The sequence below is a fragment of the Psychrosphaera sp. F3M07 genome, assembly GCF_018860345.1.
In the GTDB taxonomy this organism is placed as follows: domain Bacteria; phylum Pseudomonadota; class Gammaproteobacteria; order Enterobacterales; family Alteromonadaceae; genus Psychrosphaera; species Psychrosphaera aquimarina.
Genome location: NZ_JAHKPJ010000016.1, coordinates 178,713 through 202,573 on the forward strand (window position 1 = coordinate 178,713; position 23,861 = coordinate 202,573).

General features: G+C 37.5%; 24 protein-coding genes. 11 read left to right on the forward strand and 13 right to left on the reverse strand.

Features of this window, described 5'->3' with window-relative positions:
* The first annotated feature begins 173 nt into the window (after window positions 1-173).
* Together KO505_RS07810 and KO505_RS07815 are read left to right on the forward strand one after the other, a co-directional pair.
* Complete coding sequence (locus KO505_RS07810; RefSeq protein WP_216054886.1) at window positions 174-1,364, forward strand: HD-GYP domain-containing protein; 1,191 nt, start codon at window positions 174-176, stop codon at window positions 1,362-1,364.
* 78 nt (window positions 1,365-1,442) lie between these two features.
* A complete protein-coding gene (locus tag KO505_RS07815) occupies window positions 1,443-2,615 on the forward strand; it encodes an HD-GYP domain-containing protein (RefSeq protein WP_216054887.1) in 1,173 nt (390 codons plus the stop codon).
* A gap of 19 nt (window positions 2,616-2,634) precedes the next feature.
* Here the strand turns inward: KO505_RS07815 and KO505_RS07820 are convergent, their stop codons facing one another.
* Window positions 2,635-3,750, reverse strand: coding sequence for a general secretion pathway protein GspB (locus tag KO505_RS07820; protein ID WP_216054888.1), 1,116 nt, complete (start codon window positions 3,748-3,750; stop codon window positions 2,635-2,637).
* 16 nt (window positions 3,751-3,766) lie between these two features.
* A complete protein-coding gene (locus KO505_RS07825; RefSeq protein WP_216054889.1) occupies window positions 3,767-4,678 on the reverse strand; it encodes an ExeA family protein in 912 nt (303 codons plus the stop codon).
* A gap of 123 nt (window positions 4,679-4,801) precedes the next feature.
* Between KO505_RS07825 and KO505_RS07830 the strand changes: the two genes are divergently transcribed.
* A complete protein-coding gene (locus KO505_RS07830; RefSeq protein ID WP_216054890.1) occupies window positions 4,802-6,049 on the forward strand; it encodes a multifunctional CCA addition/repair protein in 1,248 nt (415 codons plus the stop codon).
* A 24-nt stretch (window positions 6,050-6,073) separates the two neighbouring features.
* Here the strand turns inward: KO505_RS07830 and KO505_RS07835 are convergent, their stop codons facing one another.
* The gene (locus KO505_RS07835; protein WP_216054891.1) at window positions 6,074-6,868 is read right to left on the reverse strand and encodes an undecaprenyl-diphosphate phosphatase; all 795 of its coding nucleotides are present in this window, start codon (window positions 6,866-6,868) and stop codon (window positions 6,074-6,076) included.
* Window positions 6,869-6,902: 34 nt separating this feature from the next.
* Window positions 6,903-7,268: a dihydroneopterin aldolase gene (gene folB, locus KO505_RS07840; RefSeq protein WP_216054892.1), complete on the reverse strand. Its 366-nt coding sequence runs from the start codon at window positions 7,266-7,268 to the stop codon at window positions 6,903-6,905.
* A 176-nt stretch (window positions 7,269-7,444) separates the two neighbouring features.
* Between folB and plsY the strand changes: the two genes are divergently transcribed.
* Window positions 7,445-8,032: a glycerol-3-phosphate 1-O-acyltransferase PlsY gene (gene plsY / locus KO505_RS07845; RefSeq protein WP_216054893.1), complete on the forward strand. Its 588-nt coding sequence runs from the start codon at window positions 7,445-7,447 to the stop codon at window positions 8,030-8,032.
* Window positions 8,033-8,047: 15 nt separating this feature from the next.
* Here the strand turns inward: plsY and tsaD are convergent, their stop codons facing one another.
* On the reverse strand, window positions 8,048-9,109 hold the full coding sequence (tsaD, locus tag KO505_RS07850) for a tRNA (adenosine(37)-N6)-threonylcarbamoyltransferase complex transferase subunit TsaD (RefSeq protein ID WP_216054894.1): 1,062 nt from the start codon (window positions 9,107-9,109) through the stop codon (window positions 8,048-8,050).
* 240 nt (window positions 9,110-9,349) lie between these two features.
* Here tsaD and rpsU point away from each other — a divergent pair, with 240 nt between their 5' ends.
* From rpsU to rpoD, 4 genes are all read left to right on the forward strand, one after another.
* Window positions 9,350-9,565, forward strand: coding sequence for a 30S ribosomal protein S21 (gene rpsU, locus KO505_RS07855; RefSeq protein WP_105053374.1), 216 nt, complete (start codon window positions 9,350-9,352; stop codon window positions 9,563-9,565).
* Between the two features lie 30 nt (window positions 9,566-9,595).
* On the forward strand, window positions 9,596-10,042 hold the full coding sequence (locus tag KO505_RS07860) for a GatB/YqeY domain-containing protein (RefSeq protein WP_216054895.1): 447 nt from the start codon (window positions 9,596-9,598) through the stop codon (window positions 10,040-10,042).
* A gap of 161 nt (window positions 10,043-10,203) precedes the next feature.
* On the forward strand, window positions 10,204-11,955 hold the full coding sequence (dnaG, locus tag KO505_RS07865; protein WP_216054896.1) for a DNA primase: 1,752 nt from the start codon (window positions 10,204-10,206) through the stop codon (window positions 11,953-11,955).
* A gap of 197 nt (window positions 11,956-12,152) precedes the next feature.
* The gene (gene rpoD, locus KO505_RS07870) at window positions 12,153-13,988 is read left to right on the forward strand and encodes an RNA polymerase sigma factor RpoD (RefSeq protein WP_216054897.1); all 1,836 of its coding nucleotides are present in this window, start codon (window positions 12,153-12,155) and stop codon (window positions 13,986-13,988) included.
* A gap of 235 nt (window positions 13,989-14,223) precedes the next feature.
* On the opposite strand, the gene KO505_RS07875 is transcribed toward rpoD, so the two are convergent.
* The 7 genes from KO505_RS07875 to KO505_RS07905 form a co-directional block, all read right to left on the reverse strand.
* Window positions 14,224-15,789, reverse strand: a complete 1,566-nt coding sequence (locus KO505_RS07875; RefSeq protein ID WP_216054898.1) for a SulP family inorganic anion transporter — start codon at window positions 15,787-15,789, stop codon at window positions 14,224-14,226.
* Between the two features lie 214 nt (window positions 15,790-16,003).
* Window positions 16,004-17,485, reverse strand: a complete 1,482-nt coding sequence (gene flgE, locus KO505_RS07880) for a flagellar hook protein FlgE (RefSeq protein ID WP_216054899.1) — start codon at window positions 17,483-17,485, stop codon at window positions 16,004-16,006.
* A gap of 76 nt (window positions 17,486-17,561) precedes the next feature.
* The gene (locus tag KO505_RS07885) at window positions 17,562-18,242 is read right to left on the reverse strand and encodes a flagellar hook assembly protein FlgD (protein ID WP_216054900.1); all 681 of its coding nucleotides are present in this window, start codon (window positions 18,240-18,242) and stop codon (window positions 17,562-17,564) included.
* A gap of 11 nt (window positions 18,243-18,253) precedes the next feature.
* Window positions 18,254-18,667: a flagellar basal body rod protein FlgC gene (gene flgC, locus KO505_RS07890; RefSeq protein WP_216054901.1), complete on the reverse strand. Its 414-nt coding sequence runs from the start codon at window positions 18,665-18,667 to the stop codon at window positions 18,254-18,256.
* 2 nt (window positions 18,668-18,669) lie between these two features.
* Complete coding sequence (gene flgB, locus KO505_RS07895; protein WP_216054902.1) at window positions 18,670-19,068, reverse strand: flagellar basal body rod protein FlgB; 399 nt, start codon at window positions 19,066-19,068, stop codon at window positions 18,670-18,672.
* 220 nt (window positions 19,069-19,288) lie between these two features.
* Window positions 19,289-20,116, reverse strand: coding sequence for a protein-glutamate O-methyltransferase CheR (locus KO505_RS07900; RefSeq protein WP_216054903.1), 828 nt, complete (start codon window positions 20,114-20,116; stop codon window positions 19,289-19,291).
* A gap of 29 nt (window positions 20,117-20,145) precedes the next feature.
* Complete coding sequence (locus KO505_RS07905) at window positions 20,146-21,075, reverse strand: chemotaxis protein CheV (protein ID WP_216054904.1); 930 nt, start codon at window positions 21,073-21,075, stop codon at window positions 20,146-20,148.
* A 221-nt stretch (window positions 21,076-21,296) separates the two neighbouring features.
* Here KO505_RS07905 and flgA point away from each other — a divergent pair, with 221 nt between their 5' ends.
* The 3 genes from flgA (at window position 21,297) to KO505_RS07920 (ending at window position 22,786) form a co-directional block, all read left to right on the forward strand.
* Entirely contained in the window at window positions 21,297-21,950 is a 654-nt protein-coding gene (gene flgA / locus KO505_RS07910; protein ID WP_252731700.1) for a flagellar basal body P-ring formation chaperone FlgA, read from the forward strand.
* Between the two features lie 69 nt (window positions 21,951-22,019).
* Window positions 22,020-22,343 carry a flagellar biosynthesis anti-sigma factor FlgM gene (gene flgM / locus KO505_RS07915; RefSeq protein WP_216054906.1) on the forward strand — a complete coding sequence of 108 codons (324 nt, stop codon included), beginning with the start codon at window positions 22,020-22,022 and terminating at the stop codon, window positions 22,341-22,343.
* Window positions 22,344-22,345: 2 nt separating this feature from the next.
* The gene (locus KO505_RS07920; RefSeq protein ID WP_216054907.1) at window positions 22,346-22,786 is read left to right on the forward strand and encodes a flagellar export chaperone FlgN; all 441 of its coding nucleotides are present in this window, start codon (window positions 22,346-22,348) and stop codon (window positions 22,784-22,786) included.
* 102 nt (window positions 22,787-22,888) lie between these two features.
* On the opposite strand, the gene zipA is transcribed toward KO505_RS07920, so the two are convergent.
* Window positions 22,889-23,854: a cell division protein ZipA gene (zipA, locus tag KO505_RS07925; protein WP_216054908.1), complete on the reverse strand. Its 966-nt coding sequence runs from the start codon at window positions 23,852-23,854 to the stop codon at window positions 22,889-22,891.
* Window positions 23,855-23,861: the final 7 nt, after the last annotated feature.

The window sequence follows — 23,861 nt, forward strand, 5'->3', positions numbered from 1 at the left end:
TTCTCTAGTTGAGTTAAAAATTAGCCGCGTATTATAGGGCTAATCTAGCCTAAGGTAAATTGATAACGCTAAAATGCTCGACAAAAATATTTATTAGCAGATTAATTTGTACCAACATAGGGTGTTCTGCTAGTTTAGCTACATCAAATACAATCGAGAATCGCCTTGAATCTATGAAACAAGAATATCTTATTGAGCAGCTTGTACCGGGTATGTACGTTGCCGAAGTGGTAAAACAAATTGGTAAATTAAAGATCAAGACTCAAGGATTAGTGAGATCACAAACCGCCATTTCAGCTTTGGCAAAACAAGGGGTTACGGCTGTATTAGTTGATTTATCCAAAAGTAAAATCAAACAGCCTTCAACCCCAAATAAAAAAACCGAAAAGATCAACCAAGAAGCAACAGTGAAATCCGTTAGTTTTGAGCAGGAGATCAATACGGCATCGAACTTATATCTACAAGCAAAAGGTATTCAAAATAGCGCATTTAGTCACTTTAAGTCAGGTTACACCCTTGATGTTGAACAACATCATGCTCTTGCCGACAATTTAATTGACTCTGTATTTAGAAATCAAGATGCCCTAGCCTGCGTGACTCGAATGCGAGATAAAGATCAATATTTAATGGAACATTCGATTAACGTTGCAATTTTAATGACTATCTTTGCCAAACATTTAGGTATAGACAAGGACATCATTCAAAGTTTAACCACTGGCGCTATGTTGTTAGATTTAGGAATGATATCGCTCAATGATAAAATATTAACCAAGTCCTCTGCGCTAACTGATGCTGAAATAGAGAAAATCCAAATGCACGTTCCGCTTGGTGTAAATGTGCTAAGTAAATCCAAACGTTTGAATCAAATAAGCTTAGATCTAGTTGCGACACACCATGAAAGATTAGACGGTTCAGGTTACCCAAATCAACTCTCAAATGAGCAACTAAATCAATATTCAAGAATGATTGCAATTGTTGATAGTTATGACGCAATTACGGCTCAACGTAGTTATCAAAAAGCAAAAACCCCCATTAACGCTTATAAAGAATTACAAAAACAAGCTGGCACTAAACTCGATACATCTCTTGTTGCTGAGTTTATAAAATGCATGGGGCTTCACCCTGTTGGCACGTTGGTACAAATGAAAAGCAACAAGTTAGGCATTGTTATTAAATCTAATAAACAAAACCCATTATCACCGGTGGTTAATATTTTTTATAGCGTTAACAATAAAAGTCACATTGAACCTAGAATCATTGATCTTGCTAGTGCAAAGGTGACCGATGAAATAGAACGTAGCGTTAAACCAGAAGATTTTAAGATAGATATGTTACGTTTTTTCAAACAAGTTTTGTTGAACTAAGCGGGTTTACTCTAGTCATTGTTAAGTACACATAGACCATCAATTCATTTTAATATCATCAAACACTGAAGTTACCGAATGCCAACACTTGTGAAGTGCCCAATAACACGATTAAAAATAGGTCAATATGTTGCTGAAATTTCGCAACAAATGGGCCAAATAAAGGTGTCATCCCCTGGCTGGATTTCCGATAACACTATCATCCATGAACTGGTCGCTAAAGGTGTCGTTGAAGTCATTGTTGATACAGAAAAACAATTAACCAAAGGATTATCCAACCATGAACTCGCGGTTAAATCAGAATTTAATGATGTTCCCTTTGAGGATGAACTTCCCAGAGCTAAATTAGCGATAGAGAAGTTAATTACGCACCTACAAAAGGCATTTAGCCAAATACGAGAAAAAGACATCTTTGATGTCAGTCCTTTTTATTTAGCAACGATGACATTTATTGCATCGGGCTACCGAAACCCTTCAGCGCTTTTATGCATTGTAAGAGCAATGACATTTGAAGATTATCAATTAGGCCACGCTATACGAACGGCGGCTTATTACTGTAATACGTTTAGAGTAATGAAATGGCCATCTGATTTAATCCAAGATTGGATTGTGGGTGCATTGCTGCACGATATTGGTAAATTGCATATGAAACAAAGTATTCAACAACCCAACCGACTCACAATCAATCAAACAACCAGAGAACAAGATAACTTTATTAGTCCAGCTCATGTTGAGAATGGTATTAACATCGCTCGTCAGATTGGAGGCTTGGCTAAAGAAACGATAGAAGTCATTCGGATGCATCATGAAAGATTAGATGGGTCGGGTTACCCCACAGGACAAAAGTTAACCGATATTAATGACGCCATTCGTATTTTTACCATTATTGATGAGTTTGACCGTTTAATGCATACGCCAATTAAAGGTAAATATCCGACTGCGATACAGGCCTATCAAACTTTGTTAAAAATGGAAAAACAGTTTGATTTTGAAATCTTGCAACAGATCATTAAGTGTATTGGTATTTACCCTCCTGGATCATTAGTGTTACTAAAAAGTGGCCGGGTTGGTATTGTTTTGGGCCATCATGGCTCAACCGTTAAACCAGACATAAAACTCATCTATGACAATCGATTACACCAACACATTAATGTGGCTACATTATCACTGAGTAAAAACAAAGAAACAGATGAGATTATTGATTTTTACGCGAAAGATACATTCTCAGATCTGGTAGAACGTTATCTATAAATAGACCAATTCACCCTAATTAATTTTTTACAAAATCAACTAATGCAACTTGGCCTATTTTCATATTATTATGACGCCATACGATCAAGTCTTGTTTAATCTCTAACAAGGTTAATCCGGCTTGTAGTGTTTGCCCTTCGTATAATGTTTTACCATTAATCCTAACCCAACGTTCGCTCGCATCCGACGCAAAAATATGCATTTGATATATCAAATCAGGTAATGTTTTAGATTGATAAACGGTGAGATCTTCAAGCATTAATAAGTCATCATTCGAATATAAGTTAACTTGAAAATTTTCGTCTTGAGTTGGGCTTTTTTCGGTCGCTTTTATCGCCTCAGCAAAAGACGCTTTAATTTTGTCCGATACCTCGCTTAACGCCATTTGATTGTCCGTTTCACTGTTGTCGTTGTCGCTATCGATGACCATATTAACGTTTGAATCGGTTCGCGTTTGTATGTCTTCTGTCGTTTGAGCACTAGGTACCTTATCTTCTTTGCTTGTACTTACTTTAGACACCACCTGACCTTGTGCATCCAATGCTATTTCAATTGTTTTATCGTCGGTAACGTTGATCTCATCACTCTTATTTTGAGTTTGTGTTATTTGTTCTGGTAATGCTTCGGCTCCATCCCCTGACAAGGCTAATGACTTATTAGTTATTGGTGGCTCATCATTTTTTTTAGAAGGTAAAACTTCATTAGGTTTTACTTGCTCAGGCTTCTGCATTGAAGATATTGACAAAAGAGGAGACATTTGCGAGTTGTTAACTTGCGTATCGATTGCGGCCAGTTTGTAATTAGACTCACTCTGCCCTAACAAACTCGCATTCCCATAAATATAACCCGCTAATAATCCGACTACGAGCAATAAGCTAGCAATAAAAATCCATACCAACCAAGGCACTGATGAAGCATTATTTGGATAACCTTGGGCTATGTTAGTAAAACGATTGGTAGTAAAAGCATTGGTTTGGTCATTATCCACGTTACTTTGACTTGTTAACAGCGCAGAATAATTTTGTTTAGTCGCGACTGATTTTGGAATTGAATTATCTTCACTCATATCCGACGTATTATTGGTTGAAGATTGGTTCTGACTGTTTTTCAATAAGGCTTGATATAACAAACTCATTTCAAGTAATCCATTATCATTGCGTGAAAAAATTACGGGTTATTACGGTGATTAGCGCGGTCACTGCAATAATAGATAACACCGCCACTTTGAGCGTTTTATGACTGACGTCAGAACCTAAATTACTACCCAAAACTTCATATGCCGCTTGTTTAGCCATTTTATTATCCACAAAAGAACGACCTTGAGCATAAGCGCCCATCAAGGCTCGGTCTGCCAATAAATTGATTAATCTTGGTGTGCCTTTAGCTTGTTGAAAAATGGTGGTCATGGCTTTTTTATCAAATAAAGGTCGATTACCGCCAACCGCAATCACTCGATGATTGATATATTCAAAGGTTTCATCTTTCGTTAACGGTAATAAGTGATATCTCGCTGTAATACGTTGAGCAAGTTGGCGAAGTTCTCGAGTATTCAGTTTTTCTTGTAATTCAGGTTGGCCAATCAAAATGATCTGCAGTAACTTTTTGTCATTCGTTTCTAAGTTAGTAAACAAACGTAATTGTTCTAATGCCTCTGCTGATAAATGTTGCGCTTCGTCAATAACCAATAAGCTCGACTGACCTAATTTGTCTTGTTCTATAAGAAAATTTTGCAATGCATCCGATAATGCTTTGTGGTCATTTTTATCTGTAATTAAGATCTCAAATGAGTCACATACGGTTTGTAATAACTGGATGTTATTCAAAGAAGGGTTAAGAATATATGCCACATTAAAGCTATCAGGTAAATCGCCTAATACAGCTCGGCTAACCATGGTTTTACCGGTACCAACTTCCCCCGTTAACATCACAAAACCACCGTTACCACGCAGGCCATAACGTAAATAACCTATGGCCTCTTTATGCCGGCTACTTGGATACATCAAATTTGGATTAGGGGCTATATTAAACGGCTCTTGTTTTAATTGAAAATACTCTAGGTACATATGGCTGCTTCAAATTACCGGTTTATCTATTATAAGTTAATGACAACTCGCTACATTAGCGACTTTCGGATAATAACAGAATATACTAGCGGAATAAGTAAAAGTTAGGTTAAGGTTTTTTCAGTGCAAATATATCTCGTCGGCGGTGCGGTAAGAGACACGCTTTTAGACTACCCCATTAAAGATAAAGATTGGTTAGTTACCGGTGCAACCATCGAAAATATGCTTGAATTAGGTTATCAACAGGTCGGTAAATCTTTCCCCGTATTTTTGCATCCTGTTACTCACCAAGAATATGCGTTAGCACGTACTGAAAAAAAAGCAGGTAGCGGATATACCGGCTTCGTTTGTGAATTTTCGACAGATATCACCGTTGAACAAGACTTGTTGCGCCGAGATCTTACTATTAATGCCATGGCTATGGACTCTGACCATAACATCATTGACCCTTATAATGGCCAATCAGATCTAAACAATAAAATTTTACGTCATGTCTCTGATGCATTTAGTGAAGACCCACTCAGGGTATTACGAGTCGCCCGTTTTGCGGCACGTTACCATCATTTAGGTTTTACGATTGCCGAAGAAACTTTGGCGTTAATGGCTAAAATTGCGGATTCAGGAGAATTATTAGCATTAACACCTGAACGAATATGGCAAGAAATGCAATTATCCCTTGGCGAACAGTCTGCCCATGTGTTTTTTGAAGTCTTACATGAGGTTGGAGCATTAGCGGTACTCATACCTGAGTTAGACGCTTTGTGGGGCGTACCAAACCCTGCCAAATGGCATCCAGAAATAGATACGGGTGTTCATACTATGATGGTATTAAAACAAGCGTGTTTGTTGACAACATCTGATGAAATTCGGTTTGCTGCGTTATGTCATGATTTAGGTAAAGGGTTAAGCCCCAAAGACAATCTACCGCACCATCATGGCCACGAAAAAACAGGCGTGACATTAGTAAACCAAGTGTGTCTTAGACTAAAAGTACCTAATAGTTTTAAAGAGTTAGCGGCTATTACTTGTGAATTCCATACTCATGTTCATCGAATATTCGATTTAAACGCTAATACCGTTTTAAGTCTTTTTGATAAAACAGATGCGTGGCGCAAACCAGAACGATTTAATCAATTTTTACTCGCCTGCAAAGCCGATTTACAAGGACGAGCTGGATTTGAAAACAAAGCATACCCTCAAAGCCAATTCGTTTTAGATTTACTAGAAACGGCAAACGAAGTAGCGGTGCAAGACATTATTAAATCTGGGTTTAGTGGTGCAGAGATCAGAACTGAATTATCAAAGCGAAGAATAGATAAAATCCAACGCATATTGACATTGGTAAAAACAAAGGACAGTACAGAAGGTTAACTCTGTACTGTTTCATTTCTTAAATTAGATAAAAAAAGCGATTAATATACCACCCAATAATAAGCGATAAATCACAAAAGGTAACATGCCTACTTTTTCAACTAAGATTAAAAAATAATGTATACATGCATATGCACTAATAAAAGAGAGTACCGTACCTAACCCAATAGCCGTCCAATCCACAGGCATAACTTGTTGGCTTAATTTAATAGTTTGATATCCACCGGCTGCAAATATTAATGGGATGGATAATAAGAATGAAAATCGTGCTGCCGCTTTTGCCGTTAACCCCATCATCAAACCTGCAGTAATAGTAATACCACTTCGAGAGGTACCTGGAATCAGTGCTAACATTTGGGCAAAACCTATTACTAGTACTTCCTTAATTGAGACTTGATATTCACCTTTAGTTTGTTTGCCATATTTATCAGCCCACCATAATAATAAACCAAATAAAATAGTTGTAACGGCTATGACGGTTGCGGTTCTTAAATTCCCTTCAATGAAGTCTTTAAATATAAAACCCGCTAATCCAGCTGGTATCGTGCCTAAAATAATCAACCACGCCAATTTACTTTCAGAGTCATGTTTGCCAAACAAAGAAGCAAACCAACTTACGGCCATACGTCCTACTTCTTGACGAAAATACAGTACAACGGCAAACAAACTTCCCGCATGAACGGCAACATCAAACGCTAAACCTTGATCGTCCCAACCTAGTATTTGTGATGGTAAAATTAAATGTGCAGAACTTGATATTGGTAAAAACTCAGTCAGCCCCTGCAATATTGACAAAACAATGATTTCGATTAATCCCACAATATACCTTCCTTATTTTAATATTTTAGGATTATTAATTTAACGTATTGGCACGTTCAATTATGACACCAACACTCGCAGTATTGGCCACAGCACCTAATTTACGAAGTGACACTTTAACACTACTAACATGGTAATCAGCCAAAATGAGCTGTGCTACTTTTTCAGCTACGGTTTCAATTAATTCCGCTTGATTTTGTTTTGCTAACTCTACAACGTCGGCCGCAACTTCTGAATAATCAACGGTTTTTGATAAATCATCAATTTGCGCAGCAGCTTTAATATCGGTTCGCATTTCGATATCAAATTGTAACGTTTGTTGGATGGTCTTTTCCCAATCATAAACGCCAATGACCGTATCTACTTTAAGCGCTTCTATAAAAACTATATCGTGAACCATTTAATATTCCTGAATTAGATCTGATTGAGTTAACGATTGTGGTCGGATACCATATTGGCCACTAACTCGTTATAGTGATGCCTAGTTAGGCGCAAATACCTATATAATTTACTATTTATATTGGCGTTATCACAAAGAGCGCGAATTCTATCCCAAAAAACTAAAATGAGAAACTGATGCAGTTAGACTTTTTGTTGGTATTAATTATTTCCTATTTATTAGGCTCGATTAATTCCGCAATTATTTTTAGCAAATTGCAAAATTTGCCAGACCCTAGGACCGTAGGCTCTAATAATCCTGGGGCGACAAATGTCTATCGCATGGCTGGGAAAACGGTGGCGATTGCCGTTTTGTTTTTTGATGTATTAAAGGGGATAATTGCAACTTGGGGAAGTTACTATATTGGCTTAACCCCGACAGAAATTGGGTTTGCAGGTTTAGCCTGCTGTCTTGGCCATATGTTCCCGGTGTTTTTTAAGTTTCAAGGTGGAAAAGCCGTGGCAACTGGGTTTGGCTGTTTATTACCTGTAGGGATCACACTAGGGATAAGTCTTTTATGCATTTGGTATTTAGTGTTTAGAAAAACCGGCTATTCATCCATTGCCGCCATTATTTCTGTAGGCATATCCCCGCTAGTAACACTATATATAGCTGATAAATATGTTTTACCTGTTAGTATGATTGCTTGTCTGATTGTTTTACGGCATATGCCAAATGTACTTAGGTTATTAGATGGAACTGAACCTAAAACTAAGCGTAATTAGTAAATGCCGTAAAGTTTAAATGGCAGGTAACTCTTCTATAGACCATCTTGGTCGAGCTTTAATTAATAATTCATTATTACCGTATTTTTTAAGCCTTTGTGCACCCGCATAAGCAATCATAGCGCCATTATCAGTGCAAAACTCATGACGAGGGTAATAAACTTGTCCTTTGTGCTTTTTCATTAGATTAGCTAATTTACTACGAAGTTCAGTATTGGCACTGACACCTCCAGCGATCACTAAGGTTTTAATGCCCGTTTGTTCAACGGCTCTCCTACACTTGATAGCTATGGTATCCACAACGGCTTCCTGAAACGCATAGGCTATGTCTGCTTTTATTTGGTCAACATTCTCTGGCGCATTCTCATTTTGAGTAGATTTACTACCCGCTAAAACAATGCCTTCTGAGCGAATCACATTTGCCGCTGCGGTCTTTAATCCACTAAATGAAAAATCTAAGCCTGGTCTATCAGTCATCGGTCTTGGGAATTTATAAACACCTGGAGTACCTGATTCAGCTAATTTAGCCAACATAGGACCGCCTGGGTAATCTAAACCTAATAACTTAGCGGTTTTATCAAACGCTTCACCTGCAGCATCATCTATTGACTCTCCAAGTATTTGATAATCACCAATGGCTTTGACTTCCACTAATTGGGTATGCCCACCTGAAACTAACAAAGCAATAAAAGGAAACTCTGGCGTATCATCTTCTAACATAGGTGCTAATAAGTGCCCTTCCATATGATGCACAGGCACAGCAGGAATCCCCCATGCAAAAGCCAATGAACGACCGATACAAGCCCCGACCATTAACGCACCAACTAAACCAGGACCTGATGTATAGGCAATACCATTAATTTCGTCTTTTGATACATTTGCATCTGCCATCACTTGCTTAATAAGAGGAATGGTCTTTCTTACATGATCTCTAGATGCCAGTTCTGGAACGACACCACCATAATCAGCATGTACATCTATTTGACTATATATTTCATGTGCTAACAGCCCTCTGTTAGTATCAAACAAGGCGATACCTGTTTCATCACAAGAAGATTCGATACCTAAAATTAACATTTAGTGTAAACCTTTCATTATTAGTAATCATAATTGAAACCATTTCTGGCCAATTTTTAGCCGAGTAAATTACGTCAAAGCCTTTTAAGTTGGCGGCATTCTACCCATTCTTTAATTATTCCTCCAGTATTTAAATTAGGACTTTACATTTAGTATTAGATGCCATTAAAATACCGCACTATTTTTATTAGTCTTGGTTAATATTTAACCATATATCCAAATACTGAGGTGAATTTTTAAATGCCAGTTATTAAAGTTAAAGAGAACGAACCGTTTGATGTTGCTCTACGTCGTTTCAAGCGTTCATGTGAAAAAGCAGGTATCCTTTCAGAAGTGCGTCGTCGCGAACATTTCGAAAAGCCAACTTGGGCACGTAAGCGTAAGAAAGCAGCAGCAGTTAAGCGTCACCTGAAAAAGGTTTCACGCGAAAACGCTCGTCGCATCAAGCTTTACTAATATTGGTTCAATCTCTCTAAAGGCTTTTCAATGAACTTGAAAGATCAACTTAAAGACGCTCAAAAAGATGCAATGCGTGCTAAAGCAAAAGAACGCTTAAGTACAATTCGCATGGTGATGGCGGCTATTAAGCAAAGAGAGGTTGACGAAAGAATTGAACTGGTCGATGAAGACGTGATTGCAATTTTAACCAAAATGGTTAAACAGCGTCGTGATTCTCAAGCACAATTTGAAAGTGCTGGTCGAACAGAGTTAGCTGAAAAGGAAGCGGCTGAAATATTGGTCATTGATGAATTTTTACCTCAACCTCTTAGTGAGGAAGAAGTAACATCACTTATAGCGAATGCTATAACCAATTCCGGTGCGACTAGCATGCAGGATATGGGAAAAGTGATGGCTGAGTTAAAACCAACTATTACAGGCCGTGCTGACATGGGTAAAGTAAGTGGATTAGTAAGAGCTCAACTTAACAGTTAAGTTTTAATCGACAACTCAAGTTAGAATTTATATCGAAACCGTACATTTTTTAATGTGCGGTTTTGTTGTTTTTGCAGTAAGTGTTTTTCTATTGTTTTCAGCAGGACCTGATTCTGCAATAATCCCCTATTCAAATGTACATTTAATAAATAAGAGGTTTTGTGTCTGGTCGTATCCCAAAACAATTTATCGATGATTTAATTGAACGCACTGACGTTGTCGATCTAATTGATGCAAAAGTACCTCTAAAAAAAGCAGGCAAAAATTATCAAGCTTGTTGCCCTTTCCATAATGAAAAATCACCATCATTTAGCGTAAGTCCAGACAAACAGTTTTATCATTGTTTTGGATGTGGAGCTCATGGCAATGTTATCGGTTTTTTAATGGAATATGAGCAACTTGAGTTTGTAGAAGCCATTGAAGAATTAGCCCGTTTGCATGCGCTTGAAATTCCAAGAGAAGATGTTAAAGGCAAGTCACAAAAATACGAATCTGTCAGTCGAGAGCAAAAGCTGTCTGATTACGATTTATTGGAAACCGCCACTAAGTTTTTTCAACACCAATTAAAACATGATGAAAATTCCCCTAAAGTAATTGAGTACTTAAAATCGCGCTCCTTAAGTGGTGAAATTGCACAATTATATGGCATTGGTTATGCCCCCGACGCCTGGGATAAAGCGTTAAAGTCACTATCAAAAACGCCAGAACAACAGCAACAGTTAGTTGATTTAAAAGTACTTACGCAAAATGACAGTGGCAGAACCTACGACTTTTTTCGTAACCGTGTCATGTTTCCGATTAGAGATAAACGCGGCAGAGTTGTTGGTTTTGGAGGCCGAGTCATCGACGACTCTATGCCAAAATATCTTAACTCGCCAGAAACACGAGTGTTCCATAAAGGCCGTGAATTATATGGCTTTTATCAAGCCAAAATAGCAAACCCAAAGCTTGAAAAAGTATTAATTGTTGAAGGTTACATGGATGTGGTTTCCTTGGCTCAGCAAGGTATTAATTATGCAGTTGCATCTCTTGGAACCGCAACAACCGCTGACCATATGCAAATGTTATTTAGAGCTACCCGTCAAGTAATTTGCTGTTATGACGGCGATCGTGCGGGGCGTGATGCAGCATGGCGTGCATTAGAAAATGCCTTACCTCACTTGAAAGATGGTATTGACCTTAGATTTTCATTTTTACCTGACGGTGAAGATCCAGATACTATGGTGCAAAAAGAAGGTAAAGAATCATTTGAACAACGAATTAGTCAATCAACTCCTTTACTGAGTTACTTCTATGAACATTTCTTAATTGACCTAGATATTACTACTGACGCTGGTAAATCCGCGCTATTATCCGCGGCTAAACCGCTAATAGAGCTAGTACCTAGCGATTATTACAAAGAAGCATTAATGGCTAAACTAGCAGAATTGATTGGAAAACAAGTAGAAAAATTAGTTGGATTTAATCGTTCCCCAATCGCGCAAGTTAGGCAAAAACAAACGGAATTACAAATTACCCCCATGCGTCGTGCGATTGCGATGTTACTGCAACATCCGGTACTTGCAAAATCAGTCCCTTTTATTCCGGCATTAAGTGAAGCTGATTTACCAGGATTTAATGTACTGATTAACATTCAAAAAACGATTTTAGAACAACCTGAAATTAAATCACATGTTTTGTTAGAACGGTTTAGAGAGAGTAAGGAGTATTCGTTTTTATCTCGTTTATTTGCCTGGGAACATCATATAACTGAAGAAAATTTGGCGCCGGAATTTATTACTACATTTAAGTTTTTACAAGATAGCTACTTGAAAAAACGTTTAGAGCAACTAGAAATAAAGGGTAAAACAAACCAATTAGATAAAGACGAGTGGAAAGAATATAGTGCCCTTTTGATGGCATTAAAAAAATAAATAGCACTATAATTTATATACTTTTTTTGGCGTTCATTTAATTTACTTCTGATAAATAATAACCAGTAAATAATAGCCAGAAATTAATTCTAATGTTATAATTACAAGTTCGCTTTTTTAGCCAAAAGCATATTGATTTTTGGTTAAGACAAGCAATCCGATTTTGATATTCAATAACTAGGTGGAAGATAATCTGTATGGAGCAAACTCCTCAGTCTCAATTAAAACTTCTTATTCTTAGAGGTCGCGAGCAAGGTTACTTAACCTTTGCCGAAGTAAACGATCACCTTCCACAGGATATGATCGATGCAGATCAAGTCGAAGACATTATTCAAATGATCAACGACATGGGCATTAAAGTGTGTGAAACACCACCAGATGCTGATGAATTATTAATGCAAGAGCAAACCAGTGACGACGAAGTTGTTGAAGCTGCTGCTGCTGCTCTTGCTACTGTTGAAAAAGAGATAGGTCGTACAACTGACCCTGTTCGTATGTATATGCGTGAAATGGGCACAGTTGAATTACTAACTCGCGAAGGCGAAATTGTAATCGCTAAAAGAATTGAAGCTGGTATTTATACCGTTCAATCTTCTGTTGCAGAATACCCTCAAGCTATCAGTTATTTATTGGACCAATGGGATCAATTTGAAGCTGAAGAAATTCGCTTAAGTGACATCATTGTTGGTTTCTTAGATCCTAATGAAGAAGACGTTGCACCAGCAGCAACTCACGTTGGTTCTGAACTTACTGAAGATCAATTAGCCGACGAAGACGGTGACAATGAAGATTCAGATGAAGACGAAGAAGAAATTGACACAGGTCCAGATCCAGAAGAAGCCCGTGAGCACTTTGTTGAGCTGCGTCGCCTTTATGAAGAATCTACGTACTCTATTGAACATTTAGGTCGTGCTCATCCTGATACACAAGAAAAAATCTTAGCATTAGGTGAACACTTTAGATTATTTAAATTAATCCCTAAACAGTTTGACCGTTTAGTACGTAATATGCGTGAAATGATGGATCGTGTTCGTGTTCAAGAGCGCCTGATCATGAAACATTGTTGTGGTTATGCAAAATTACCTAAAAAAGATTTCATTAAAATCTTCCCAGGTAACGAAACTAAAACATCATGGTTTGACTTATTGCAAGCTGGCGGTGATGTAACAGCAAGAAGATTACAAGACGTAAACACTGAAGTTCGTCGTAGCATTCAAAAGTTAAAAGAAATTGAGCAAGAAACTCGCTTAAACATTGAAGCGATTAAAGACATAAATCGTCGCATGTCTATCGGTGAAGCAAAAGCTCGTCGTGCTAAAAAAGAAATGGTGGAAGCCAACTTACGTTTGGTAATTTCAATTGCTAAAAAATACACAAACCGTGGCTTACAATTCTTGGATCTAATTCAAGAAGGTAACATTGGTTTGATGAAGGCCGTTGATAAGTTTGAATACCGTCGTGGTTATAAATTCTCAACTTATGCAACATGGTGGATACGTCAGGCTATTACTCGTTCAATTGCTGACCAAGCACGTACTATTCGTATTCCGGTACACATGATTGAAACGATTAATAAACTAAACCGTATTTCTCGTCAGATGTTACAAGAAATGGGACGTGAGCCTACTCCAGAAGAGTTAGCTGAGCGTATGGTAATGCCAGAAGATAAGATCCGCAAAGTACTTAAGATTGCGAAAGAGCCTATCTCAATGGAAACGCCAATTGGTGATGATGAAGATTCACATTTAGGTGACTTTATTGAAGATACAACTATCTCATCTCCTGTCGACACAACGACAGCTGAAGGTTTACAAGATGCGACTCGAGACGTGTTATCAGGGTTAACAGCCCGTGAAGCGAAAGTTCTACGTATGCGTTTTGGTATCGATATGAATACCGACCACACATTAGAAGAAGTAGGTAAACAGTTTGATGTAACGCGTGAACGTATTCGTCAGATTGAAGCGAAAGCGTTACGTAAATTACGTCACCCTTCTCGTTCAGAGCCACTGAAAACCTTCTTAGATAACTAATCACTATCTGTTTCAAAAAAACCCACGTTATTGTGGGTTTTTTTATATCTTGAAAATAGCTACCTTAAACATGCCAATGCATAACGATTCAAATAGTCTAAACAAGCTTTCTTAACGTCAATTCCAGCGACTTTACATTGAGAGCATTGAGAGACATCCCCACAAAAAAAGATTCAAAGAGATACAAAAATGCCGCTGTATTAAGCGGCATTTCATATCCTATTTAACAAGCTATTTAAGCAAGTTTATCCGTAGCTATATGATAACGAGGGTCTTCGTTTATATTCATTTCAACGTATTTTTGTGCTTTTACTAATAATTCTCTACATTCAGGACTTATGTGACGAATATGTAGCTTCTTACCTGCGGCTTCATATTTATCGGCTAAACCATCAATAGCATCAATACCAGAACTATCCCAAATACGAGAGTTCTTAAATTCAATAACCACATCTTGTGGATCATTCTCTACGTCGAATAGTTCTTTAAAACTTCCAACTGAGCCAAAGAATAACGGACCTTCAAGTTCATAAACTTTCCAATTTTCGTCATCTAAATGGGTACGAGCGAATATATGAGATGCATGTTTCCAAGCAAACACTAACGCAGAAACTATCACACCTACCACAACAGCAATCGCTAAATCAGCAGCCACTGTGACACCAGTTACTAATAACAGAACAAATGCGTCTTCTTTATTTGCACCTCGTAATATTTTAAAAGAAGCCCATTCAAAGGTACCTAAAACAACCATAAACATAACGCCAACAAGTGCCGCTAATGGGATCATTTCAATCCAAGGAGCTAAGAATAAAATAAAGGCTAATAAAACTACTGCTGCTGTAATTCCTGATAAACGACCTCGACCACCTGAGTTAATATTAATCATTGACTGACCGATCATGGCACAACCACCCATGCCGCCAAAGAAGCCATTTACTGTATTAGCGACACCTTGACCAACACATTCTTTATTACTGCGACCACGAGTATTAGTTAACTCATCAATTAGCGTTAATGTTAATAACGACTCAATCAAACCAATTAACGCAATAATAACTGCAGTTGGTAATACGATATATAAAGTCTCAAGAGTGAAAGGAACCATTGGAATATTAAACGATGGCAGCTCTCCAGCCAACGTTGCTGCGGCTTTATCAACTTCTGGTAACATATCCCTTACAAAATCAATAACGGTACGTGCTTCTAAATCTAACCCATGTACAGCAAACGTTACCGCTAATATCGCCACTAAAGACGATGGAATAGCTGTCGTTAATTTAGGTAAGAAATGAATGATTGCCATAGTTAAAGCAACTAATCCTAACATGACATACATTTGGCTTCCCTCCATCCAATGTTGTATTCCAGATGTATCAAATACCTTAAATTGTCCCATTTGTGCGAGGAATATAACGATAGCAAGACCATTAACAAAACCCAACATTACAGGGTAAGGCACGAGCCTAATGAACTTGCCTAGCTTAAATACTCCAAACATAATTTGAATTAAGCCCGCCAAAATCACAGCGGCAAATAGATATTGAATGCCGTATTGAGCTACTAATGCCACCATAACAACGGCAGTTGCACCTGTCGCACCAGAGATCATTCCTGGTCGTCCGCCAATTGCAGACGTAATAAGCCCCATCATGAAAGCAGCGTAAAGACCAATCATAGGGTCTACACCAGCTACAAAAGCAAAGGCTACGGCTTCAGGGACTAATGCTAATGCAACAGTGATCCCCGATAACACGTCATTTTTTACATTTGAATCACTTTTAGTGATCAGATTAAACATGACAACTCCAATTTATTTAGCACGATATTTATAATGTGGAAACCGAAATACAGTATTCCGGTTAGAAAGGCGGCGGATTCTAACAAATTAACAAAACTATTTCACTAAGTTACGTCTCATCCTACCTATGCCATGAGACCATTTAGAGTCATTTTTAAAGCCCAATAAAAAAGCCAGTCTATGACTGGCTTAAATAAAGATAGTGAATAAAAAACTATCGTATTTGTAAGATAGTTTGGGTGATTGTCGAATTCACCTCTAATGCACGTGAGTTTGCTTGGTAATTACGCTGAGCGGTGATCAAGTCAACTAACTCAGTTGTTAAGTTAGTATTTGATTGCTCTAAAGTACCAGAACGAATTTGACCAAATGTGCCTGAGTCAGCTTCACCAGCTAATGCTTGCCCTGAAGCTTGGCTTTCTGTCCAAGATGTATTACCAACCTGAGTCATGCCTTGTTCATTAGCAAAACGAGCTAACATGATTTTGGTAATTGGCGTTGAATCGCCATTTGAGTATTTTGCTTCTATCAATCCATCTGTACCAATAGTTACACCCGTTAGACGACCAACCGTTTTACCGTCTTGACTTAACGCTGTTACTTCATAACCTGAAGAGAACTGACTTAAGTTAGACATATTTATGCTAAATAATTGATCTGGATCTGCACCATTAGTAATGGCTCCAGCACCTAAATACGGGGCAACTGGCGCTGGCGCTATTGATGTGGGTGAAGTTGAAGCACCTAAACGTTCTGTAACAGGCACTGGGAATGTACTGCTTACGGCAGAACCAGCCGCATCAAACTGCATTAACATACCACGCTGGCCTGATGTACTTTCAAAAGCGACACCCGTACCGCCGCTTAGAATTGTATTGTCTTCTAAATCAACAGGCAAAGTATTACCTAGCTCATCGGTAACACTAGTAAACATAACCCAACTGTTTGCATTATTTTGCTCAGCTAAAGGGATTGCAGCTAACCCACCAACAAACCCGTCTGTGCCTGAGTTTACCGCTGACGCATCAGCAATACCTTGAACGGTAGTAGGATCTGTCGTTTTTACAAAATAGATAGAGGCTATACGACTATTACCTAATGAATCATAAATAACGGTAGAAGTAGAAAAGTTATAGGTATCTGTATCTGCGGGATCAAATTGCAAAGGGTTCAACGGCAAATCACTACTGTTTAAATTAAATTCCATATCGATATTAGCCGTTTGCGATGGCGCACCAGCCGTATCTGGAATTTGTACAGGTGTTGTCGTACTTAAACTGACAGAACGAACTGATCCGTCATCATTTACGGGGAATCCCTGTAGATAATTGCCGTTGGAGTTAACAATATAGTTTTCAGAGTCTAACTTAAACGCACCTGAACGAGTATAGGTCATATCTCGACTAAGTAAGTCGTTGGTCATACCAAAAAAACCACCGCCTGAAATCGCCATGTCTAATGCATTTGATGTGAACAACAAACTACCCTGAGTAAATTGTTGAGCGACGTCGTTGATTAAAACACCTTCACCGTTTGCCGTTTTTGAATTTGAAAAAATTGAAGATGAAAATACATCGGCAAACTCCGCACGTGACTCTTTAAAACCAAACGTATTTACGTTTGATATATTATTAGCCGTTACGTCCAGATCTTTCTGAGCAGCTTTCAAACCACTTAACGCTATATTAAAAGACATAGGAATCTCCTATCCAATGTTGTGACTTATCATCACATTAAAACTAAATTATCTAACAATGAAACAGCGAGACTGTTTAATCACCAACGGCCAATACATCTGATAATGTGATTGCACCTAAACCTTGTAGGTTCAATTCAAGTCCCGTGCCATTTTGACCAAGTGTTACTGAGCTTACGTTTCCGTATGTTAAAACCGTTAACCCTTCAGATTCACCGGCTACAAAACCATTAAATTCAACTTTATATTGGCCAGGAGGCAAAGGATTGCCATCCTCATCACTGCCGTCCCATTCAAAGTCCATCATGCCTGCACTTCTATCGCCTAAGTACTCTGATTTAACCAAATTACCTGACTCATCAAAGACTCGCATGTTAACGGTTTGAGCTGCTGACGGAATTGGAACCTGTCCACTAATCCCTGTTCCATCAGAGTACGACAATGAACTATTGACCAGAACATTACGTCCGACTAAAGAGGAGGCTTCTAACGCTTGATTAGATGTCATAGATGCTGAGAATTGATCGAATTTATCACCTAAGTCACTGATCCCTTCAGACATAGTAAACTGAGTCATTTGTGAGATCATATCTTCATTAGTTGTTGGATTTAGAGGGTCTTGCATTGCTAATTGTGATGTCAACAGTGCAAAGAAATCTGCTTGCCCCATTTGGCCATTAACTTCATTCGTACCAATCTGTTCTTCTTGCCACTTAAGTTGATCCAGTGCTGGATTAGATACATCATTTGTAATCATGGAGGGTTACCTTATCTTTGGCCTAATGTAAGCGTTTTACTTAACATTTGCTTTGCAGCATCTGCAATTTGAACATTGGTTTGATATGAACGTGTTGCCGAGATCATATTTGCCATTTCCTCAACAACATTAACATTAGGTTTATAAACATATCCGTCTTTGTCCGCCATAGGATGATTAGGGTTATGTTCAATATTTAAAGGAGCATCACTCTCTACTATGCCTAATACATTGACACCTTGAGACTGTGAAGACATTGCTTTATTCATTTCAGCTGCAAATACAGGATGGCGAGCACGATAAGTTTGATCAATGCTGCTAGATACTGAATTAGCATTAGCGATGTTACTTGCAGTGGTATTTAGTCGTATTGACTGGGCACTCATACCTGATGCTGATACATCAAAGACATTATACAAACTCATTATTAACTTCCTCCGGTAAGTGCTTTATTCAAGCCTTTAATTTTTCCGTTTAAAAACTGTAAGCTAGTCTGATACTCCATTGAGTTTTGCATAAACATATTACGCTCAACTTGAACATCAACCGTATTACCATCACCGGTATCCGGCTGGTTTGGGTTTCTATATTTCTGACTAGTATCAATCTCAACGGACAAATCAAAATGTTTGCTGTGGGTTTTAGACATACGATAGCTTTGACTGTTTTTTGCATTAGCTAATGCACTGGCAAAGTCGATGTCTTTAGCCTTATATCCAGGCGTATCGGCATTAGCAATATTACTTGATAAAACTTCTGCTCGTTCAGAACGAACTAATAATGCATGTTGATGAATACCAAACGCTTTATCTAAACTAATTGCCATATAACCTCCACACTCGATTGTTGTAAAATCAAAATGCAAAATGAAGGCCAGAAATATCGGAATGTTTTATTTTTTAAGTTTTTCGTTATTTTTAGGGGGGATAACTCAGTTTTTTCATGTGTACTGAGAATTATTCAGTACACATTTATCTATAGGGATTAGAATTTATAAAGGAATTGCCACTTGTTTGACGGCAATAATGGTACCTATTATGTCATGGTTATTTTTTTTGATAAATAATACCTGGACTGCACCTTATCATATTAAAAGCATCGCTCAATCCAGACATAGATTCAGAGGCACCTAATATAAGATATCCATTTGGATTTAATTGCTCCGCAAACTTGTTGATAATTTGTGACTTAATTTCTGCTGAAAAGTATATCAATACATTGCGACAAAAAATTACATCAAACTTACCTAACAAGTGATAATTGTCTAATAAATTTAAATGTCTAAAATTAACCATTCTTTTGATATCCGGGTTAATTTGCATCATGCCATTGCCTGAGTCTTTAAAAAATTGAGCTTTACGCTCTGTAGACAAACCTCTTGATAAAGCTAAGGCGTCATACTCTCCATTTTTACAAATATCTAACATGGTATTAGAAATATCCGTTCCAACAATGGAGAACATGCTACGACTATTTACACTAGCCTGGTTTTTATACTCTTGTATTGTCATCGCAATCGAATATGGCTCTTGTCCAGATGAACTCGCAGCGGACCATATTTTTAGTGGTTTGCCTTTATCGATTTCTGGTAACAACCTATTTTTAAGTAACTCATATGGATATGTATCACGGAACCACAAGGTCTCATTGGTTGTCATTGCGTCAATTACTGCTGCGCGTAATTGACGTTCTGATTGTTGCATAGTTTTATTAACTAGATCTGTAATGGATTCTATTTTAAATCTAGCCATTAAAGGAGATAAGCGGCTTTTAACTAAATACTGTTTACTATCCCCTAATACGATCCCACATTGTTTTTCTAAAAAATTACAAAAAATGCCGTAATCGCTATCACCTAAGGTTTTATTACTCACTATAGATACTCTTTACCAGTCTAGTTAAGTTAATCTTTATGAAGCCATTTTTGCACAGCGCCAGCTAATTCATCAGGGTTAAATTTAGCTATAAAATCATCAGCACCCACTTTTTCAACCATAGCATGATTAAAGACACCACTTAAAGAAGTATGAAGGATCACATGTAACCCAGCTAATTTAGGTCTTGATTTAACTTCTGCCGTAAGTGTGTATCCATCCATTTCTGGCATTTCTACATCGGAGACCATTAAACCAATTTTTTCAGTAATTGAATGTTCACATTGCTCCGATAATTCAATTAAATAATCTAATGCTTCTTTGCCATTCTTCTTAGCGACGATTGGTACACCAACGCCTTCCAGTGCTCTTTTAACTTGGTTTCGAGCAACTGAAGAGTCGTCTGCAATTAATATGATTCGGTCACCAAGATCTTTAATAATTTCTTGATCTGATACAACACCTTCACTAACTCGTGTATTTGAAGGCGCTATTTCTTCTAATATTTTTTCAACATCAAGAATTTCAACAAGTTCGTTATCGATTTCCGTTACCGCTGTTAAATAATTCGTTCTGCCAGAGCCGCTTGGAGGTGGCATTACAGATTCCCAGTTCAGATTCACGATTCTTTCTACTGAATCAACTAAAAATCCCTGAATCGTACGATTATATTCGGTAATTATTATGAAACAATCATCCACTTTTTTTATCGGTCGTCCGCCAGTAGCTAATCCCATATCAATCACCGATATAGTCTGACCACGAATATGTGCAATCCCTTTAACATATTGATTTAATCTAGGCATAGCGGTTAACGGAGGGCATTGCAAAACTTCACGAACTTTAAATACGTTAATTCCATATCGTTGACGACCGTTTAATTTAAACAACAGCAATTCGAGTCTATTTTGACCAACCAGCTGGGTTCTTTGATTTACCGAGTCTAGAATACCCGCCATAGAAGTTCTCCGTTAAAACTAGGAATGATACTTGCTACCACCTAATAAATTGATGATAACTATCTAATAAAATCTGACTTTTCGCCAGCATTTTGACATTACTAAAGATCAAAACAAAACGCGAACTTAAGTTTATGATAAAGCATAGTAAAAAGGTGACAAATATGTTGAAAATTATAACGAAAAATTACTATCTACTCTTCATCACACTATTAATGTCCATGAATGTATCGGCGAGTTTAAGTAATACTTTAACACATGATGAATTACTTAAAGACGTTATTTCGTACGTAGAACAAGAGTTTAACCCAGATGAAAGTAAAAATTTACGAGTAGTGGCTCACCCTCTTGATAGTCGAATAACAATAAGGGAATGTGATCAAGATTTATCATTTTATGTAGCAAAATCCCGCACATTTACACGTCAGTTTCCGGTAAAAGTAAAATGTGCGACTGAAAAAAATTCTTGGAAAGTATACGTTCAAGTTTCTGTGGCTGAAATGATTGAAACATTAGTAACAAATCAGACTATTGCTAAAGGTAATACGGTCGATATAGATATGGTAGAAGTGGAACTAGTTGAAGCGCGTAGAGTTAAAGATAGAAGCTCTAATGATATAAGTTCTATTGTAGGCGGTCGAGCCTTAAAAAACATACAACGTGGGTATCAGATTGGCCAAAACGATGTCTGTTTAGTTTGTAAAGGCGATGACGTTTCCATCATAGCTAAAAACGGCGGAATGATGATTAAAACCTCAGGTACTGCTATTGAAAATGGCGCTAAAGGTGAGTCTATAAAAGTCAAAAATAATTCATCGAGTCGAATCGTCAAAGGAATTGTTGGAGACTTAAGAGAAATCTACGTAAATTTATAAAAAAGTGTTAAAGTTTATGGAGCCAAGGTCGATATAGTTGGTGAGATAAAATAAACTATGGGTGTAGTTATGGTAAACAATATAAAAAACAGTGGGGTGAATAGCAGTAACAATGCAATTTACCAACAAAAAAGTCAGCAACTCGAACAAACAAAACTAGATGCGACGAAACAAAACAGCCAACCTGATACTGTAAAATCGGTTAATAAAGATTCTGTGGCATTAACACCACAAGCTAATCAACTGAAAGAATTACAAAAGCGCATTGGCGACACTGAAGCATTTGATCGCAAAAAGGTTGATGACATAAAACAAGCACTATCAGATGGTCAATACTCTATCAATTATGATCGACTAGCATCAAAACTAGCGGCGTTTGAATTCGAGCTGTAAAAATGTCTGACGTTAACGATTTATTGCCTCAAGTTACTAAACAATTCACAACTCAAAAGTTGCGTTTACAGCAAATGCTGTCAATTTTAGATGAAGAGTTAGAAGCGGTAAAAAATCGAGACGGTAATCTCATTTTAGATATATCGAAAAAGAAAGAGCTTCAGTTAGAAGCAATCACAAGTGCTGATAGCCAGTTAAACAAAGAGAAATATGTAGAAGTTATTAAAACTACACCGTTACTTTCTACTTTAAAGTCTGAAATTAAAGACCTCTTATTACAATGTCAGCATTTAAATGAAGTGATTTACCTAACCGCCACACAAAACCAAATAGCCATTGAGCAAGTAAAACAGTTATTAATTGGTGGCTCTAAAAATACAACCTACAACGCTCACGGTCAGAAAAACACTAACTCCTCTATCGGTCGCGGCTTAAAAGCTTAAACGTCTCAAATACTCAAATTAAAGTTTTAGCCACTTACTCCGTCAACTAATATTATGTAGCTGATCTGATTGATGACCTAGAGCTAATTCTAAGAAGTGAAATTAAAAGCGACGTATACGCTCAACATAACTTCTAACGATAGCCACATCCAGAGGTCTTCTTTGATCATCCAATACCATTGCTGAGAACTCGTCAGCTATTTTTTTAGCGGCATTATGCATCATATTAAAGGTAGGTAATGGTGCGGCGTTATTTGGTAAAGTCATAAAAATCGTTAACCCTCTAGTGGTAAACTGTTCCATATTGTCAATATCAAAAGTGCCAGGATTAAACATATTGGCTAGACTAAACAAAATATCACCGCGTCCGGTATTATCTTGATGGCGGTGAAATAAGTCCATTTCTCCATATTTAAAACCTAACGTAAGTAACAGAGGTAACAACTTAGCTCCGTCTATTGGTGTTCCATCCGACTTATCGATATAAAGTATAAAGACTTCTTGTTTTTCATTTTCTTCCGGCTCAGATTGACTTTGAGGCTCGACATTAACTGCAGCGGTTTTTTCTGCTTGAAAACTCGGCTCTTTTTGAACATCGTCGTCATCCAAAACATCCGTTAACATGATGGACTGTTCATAATCTTCATCATCGTCAATTTCAAATTGATTGGTAAATTTATCTTCTGTATCTACAACATCAACATTAAATCCTTGCTGAAGCGTGCTTTGGTCAGAACTTTCTGTCAAGTCAGCAGAAATATCCGGTTGATCTTCTTTATGATATATAGAATCCAAATTCATTTTTTTCACTGGGATGCTTTCAGCCGATGTAGGATTATTTTCAGTTAGTTGTAGATCACTAAAATTCATTTCCATTTGTTTTAGTTTTAACTTTTGCATTTCTTGTTCTTCAGGTGCAATTTCAGGTTCCGCTTCCTGAGCTTCAATCTTTGCATTTTTACGTTCTTCGCTAACGGTTCTACGAACCGTCCAGATCCCATGTAAAATAACACTTCCTATTGCTAGCGTACCCAATAAAATTAGCGCTAATCTTAGTTCTTCAGCCATTGTTACT

Coding starts and splice junctions, on each gene's coding strand:
- KO505_RS07810 (WP_216054886.1), top strand. CDS start 174: ATGAAACAAGAATATCTTATTGAGCAGCTTGTACCGGGTATGTACGTT.
- KO505_RS07815 (WP_216054887.1), top strand. CDS start 1,443: ATGCCAACACTTGTGAAGTGCCCAATAACACGATTAAAAATAGGTCAA.
- KO505_RS07820 (WP_216054888.1), bottom strand. CDS start 3,750: ATGAGTTTGTTATATCAAGCCTTATTGAAAAACAGTCAGAACCAATCT.
- KO505_RS07825 (WP_216054889.1), bottom strand. CDS start 4,678: ATGTACCTAGAGTATTTTCAATTAAAACAAGAGCCGTTTAATATAGCC.
- folB (WP_216054892.1), bottom strand. CDS start 7,268: ATGGTTCACGATATAGTTTTTATAGAAGCGCTTAAAGTAGATACGGTC.
- plsY (WP_216054893.1), top strand. CDS start 7,445: ATGCAGTTAGACTTTTTGTTGGTATTAATTATTTCCTATTTATTAGGC.
- tsaD (WP_216054894.1), bottom strand. CDS start 9,109: ATGTTAATTTTAGGTATCGAATCTTCTTGTGATGAAACAGGTATCGCC.
- rpsU (WP_105053374.1), top strand. CDS start 9,350: ATGCCAGTTATTAAAGTTAAAGAGAACGAACCGTTTGATGTTGCTCTA.
- KO505_RS07860 (WP_216054895.1), top strand. CDS start 9,596: ATGAACTTGAAAGATCAACTTAAAGACGCTCAAAAAGATGCAATGCGT.
- rpoD (WP_216054897.1), top strand. CDS start 12,153: ATGGAGCAAACTCCTCAGTCTCAATTAAAACTTCTTATTCTTAGAGGT.
- KO505_RS07875 (WP_216054898.1), bottom strand. CDS start 15,789: ATGTTTAATCTGATCACTAAAAGTGATTCAAATGTAAAAAATGACGTG.
- flgE (WP_216054899.1), bottom strand. CDS start 17,485: ATGTCTTTTAATATAGCGTTAAGTGGTTTGAAAGCTGCTCAGAAAGAT.
- KO505_RS07885 (WP_216054900.1), bottom strand. CDS start 18,242: ATGATTACAAATGATGTATCTAATCCAGCACTGGATCAACTTAAGTGG.
- flgC (WP_216054901.1), bottom strand. CDS start 18,667: ATGAGTTTGTATAATGTCTTTGATGTATCAGCATCAGGTATGAGTGCC.
- flgB (WP_216054902.1), bottom strand. CDS start 19,068: ATGGCAATTAGTTTAGATAAAGCGTTTGGTATTCATCAACATGCATTA.
- KO505_RS07905 (WP_216054904.1), bottom strand. CDS start 21,075: ATGGCGGGTATTCTAGACTCGGTAAATCAAAGAACCCAGCTGGTTGGT.
- flgA (WP_252731700.1), top strand. CDS start 21,297: ATGAATGTATCGGCGAGTTTAAGTAATACTTTAACACATGATGAATTA.
- flgM (WP_216054906.1), top strand. CDS start 22,020: ATGGTAAACAATATAAAAAACAGTGGGGTGAATAGCAGTAACAATGCA.
- KO505_RS07920 (WP_216054907.1), top strand. CDS start 22,346: ATGTCTGACGTTAACGATTTATTGCCTCAAGTTACTAAACAATTCACA.
- zipA (WP_216054908.1), bottom strand. CDS start 23,854: ATGGCTGAAGAACTAAGATTAGCGCTAATTTTATTGGGTACGCTAGCA.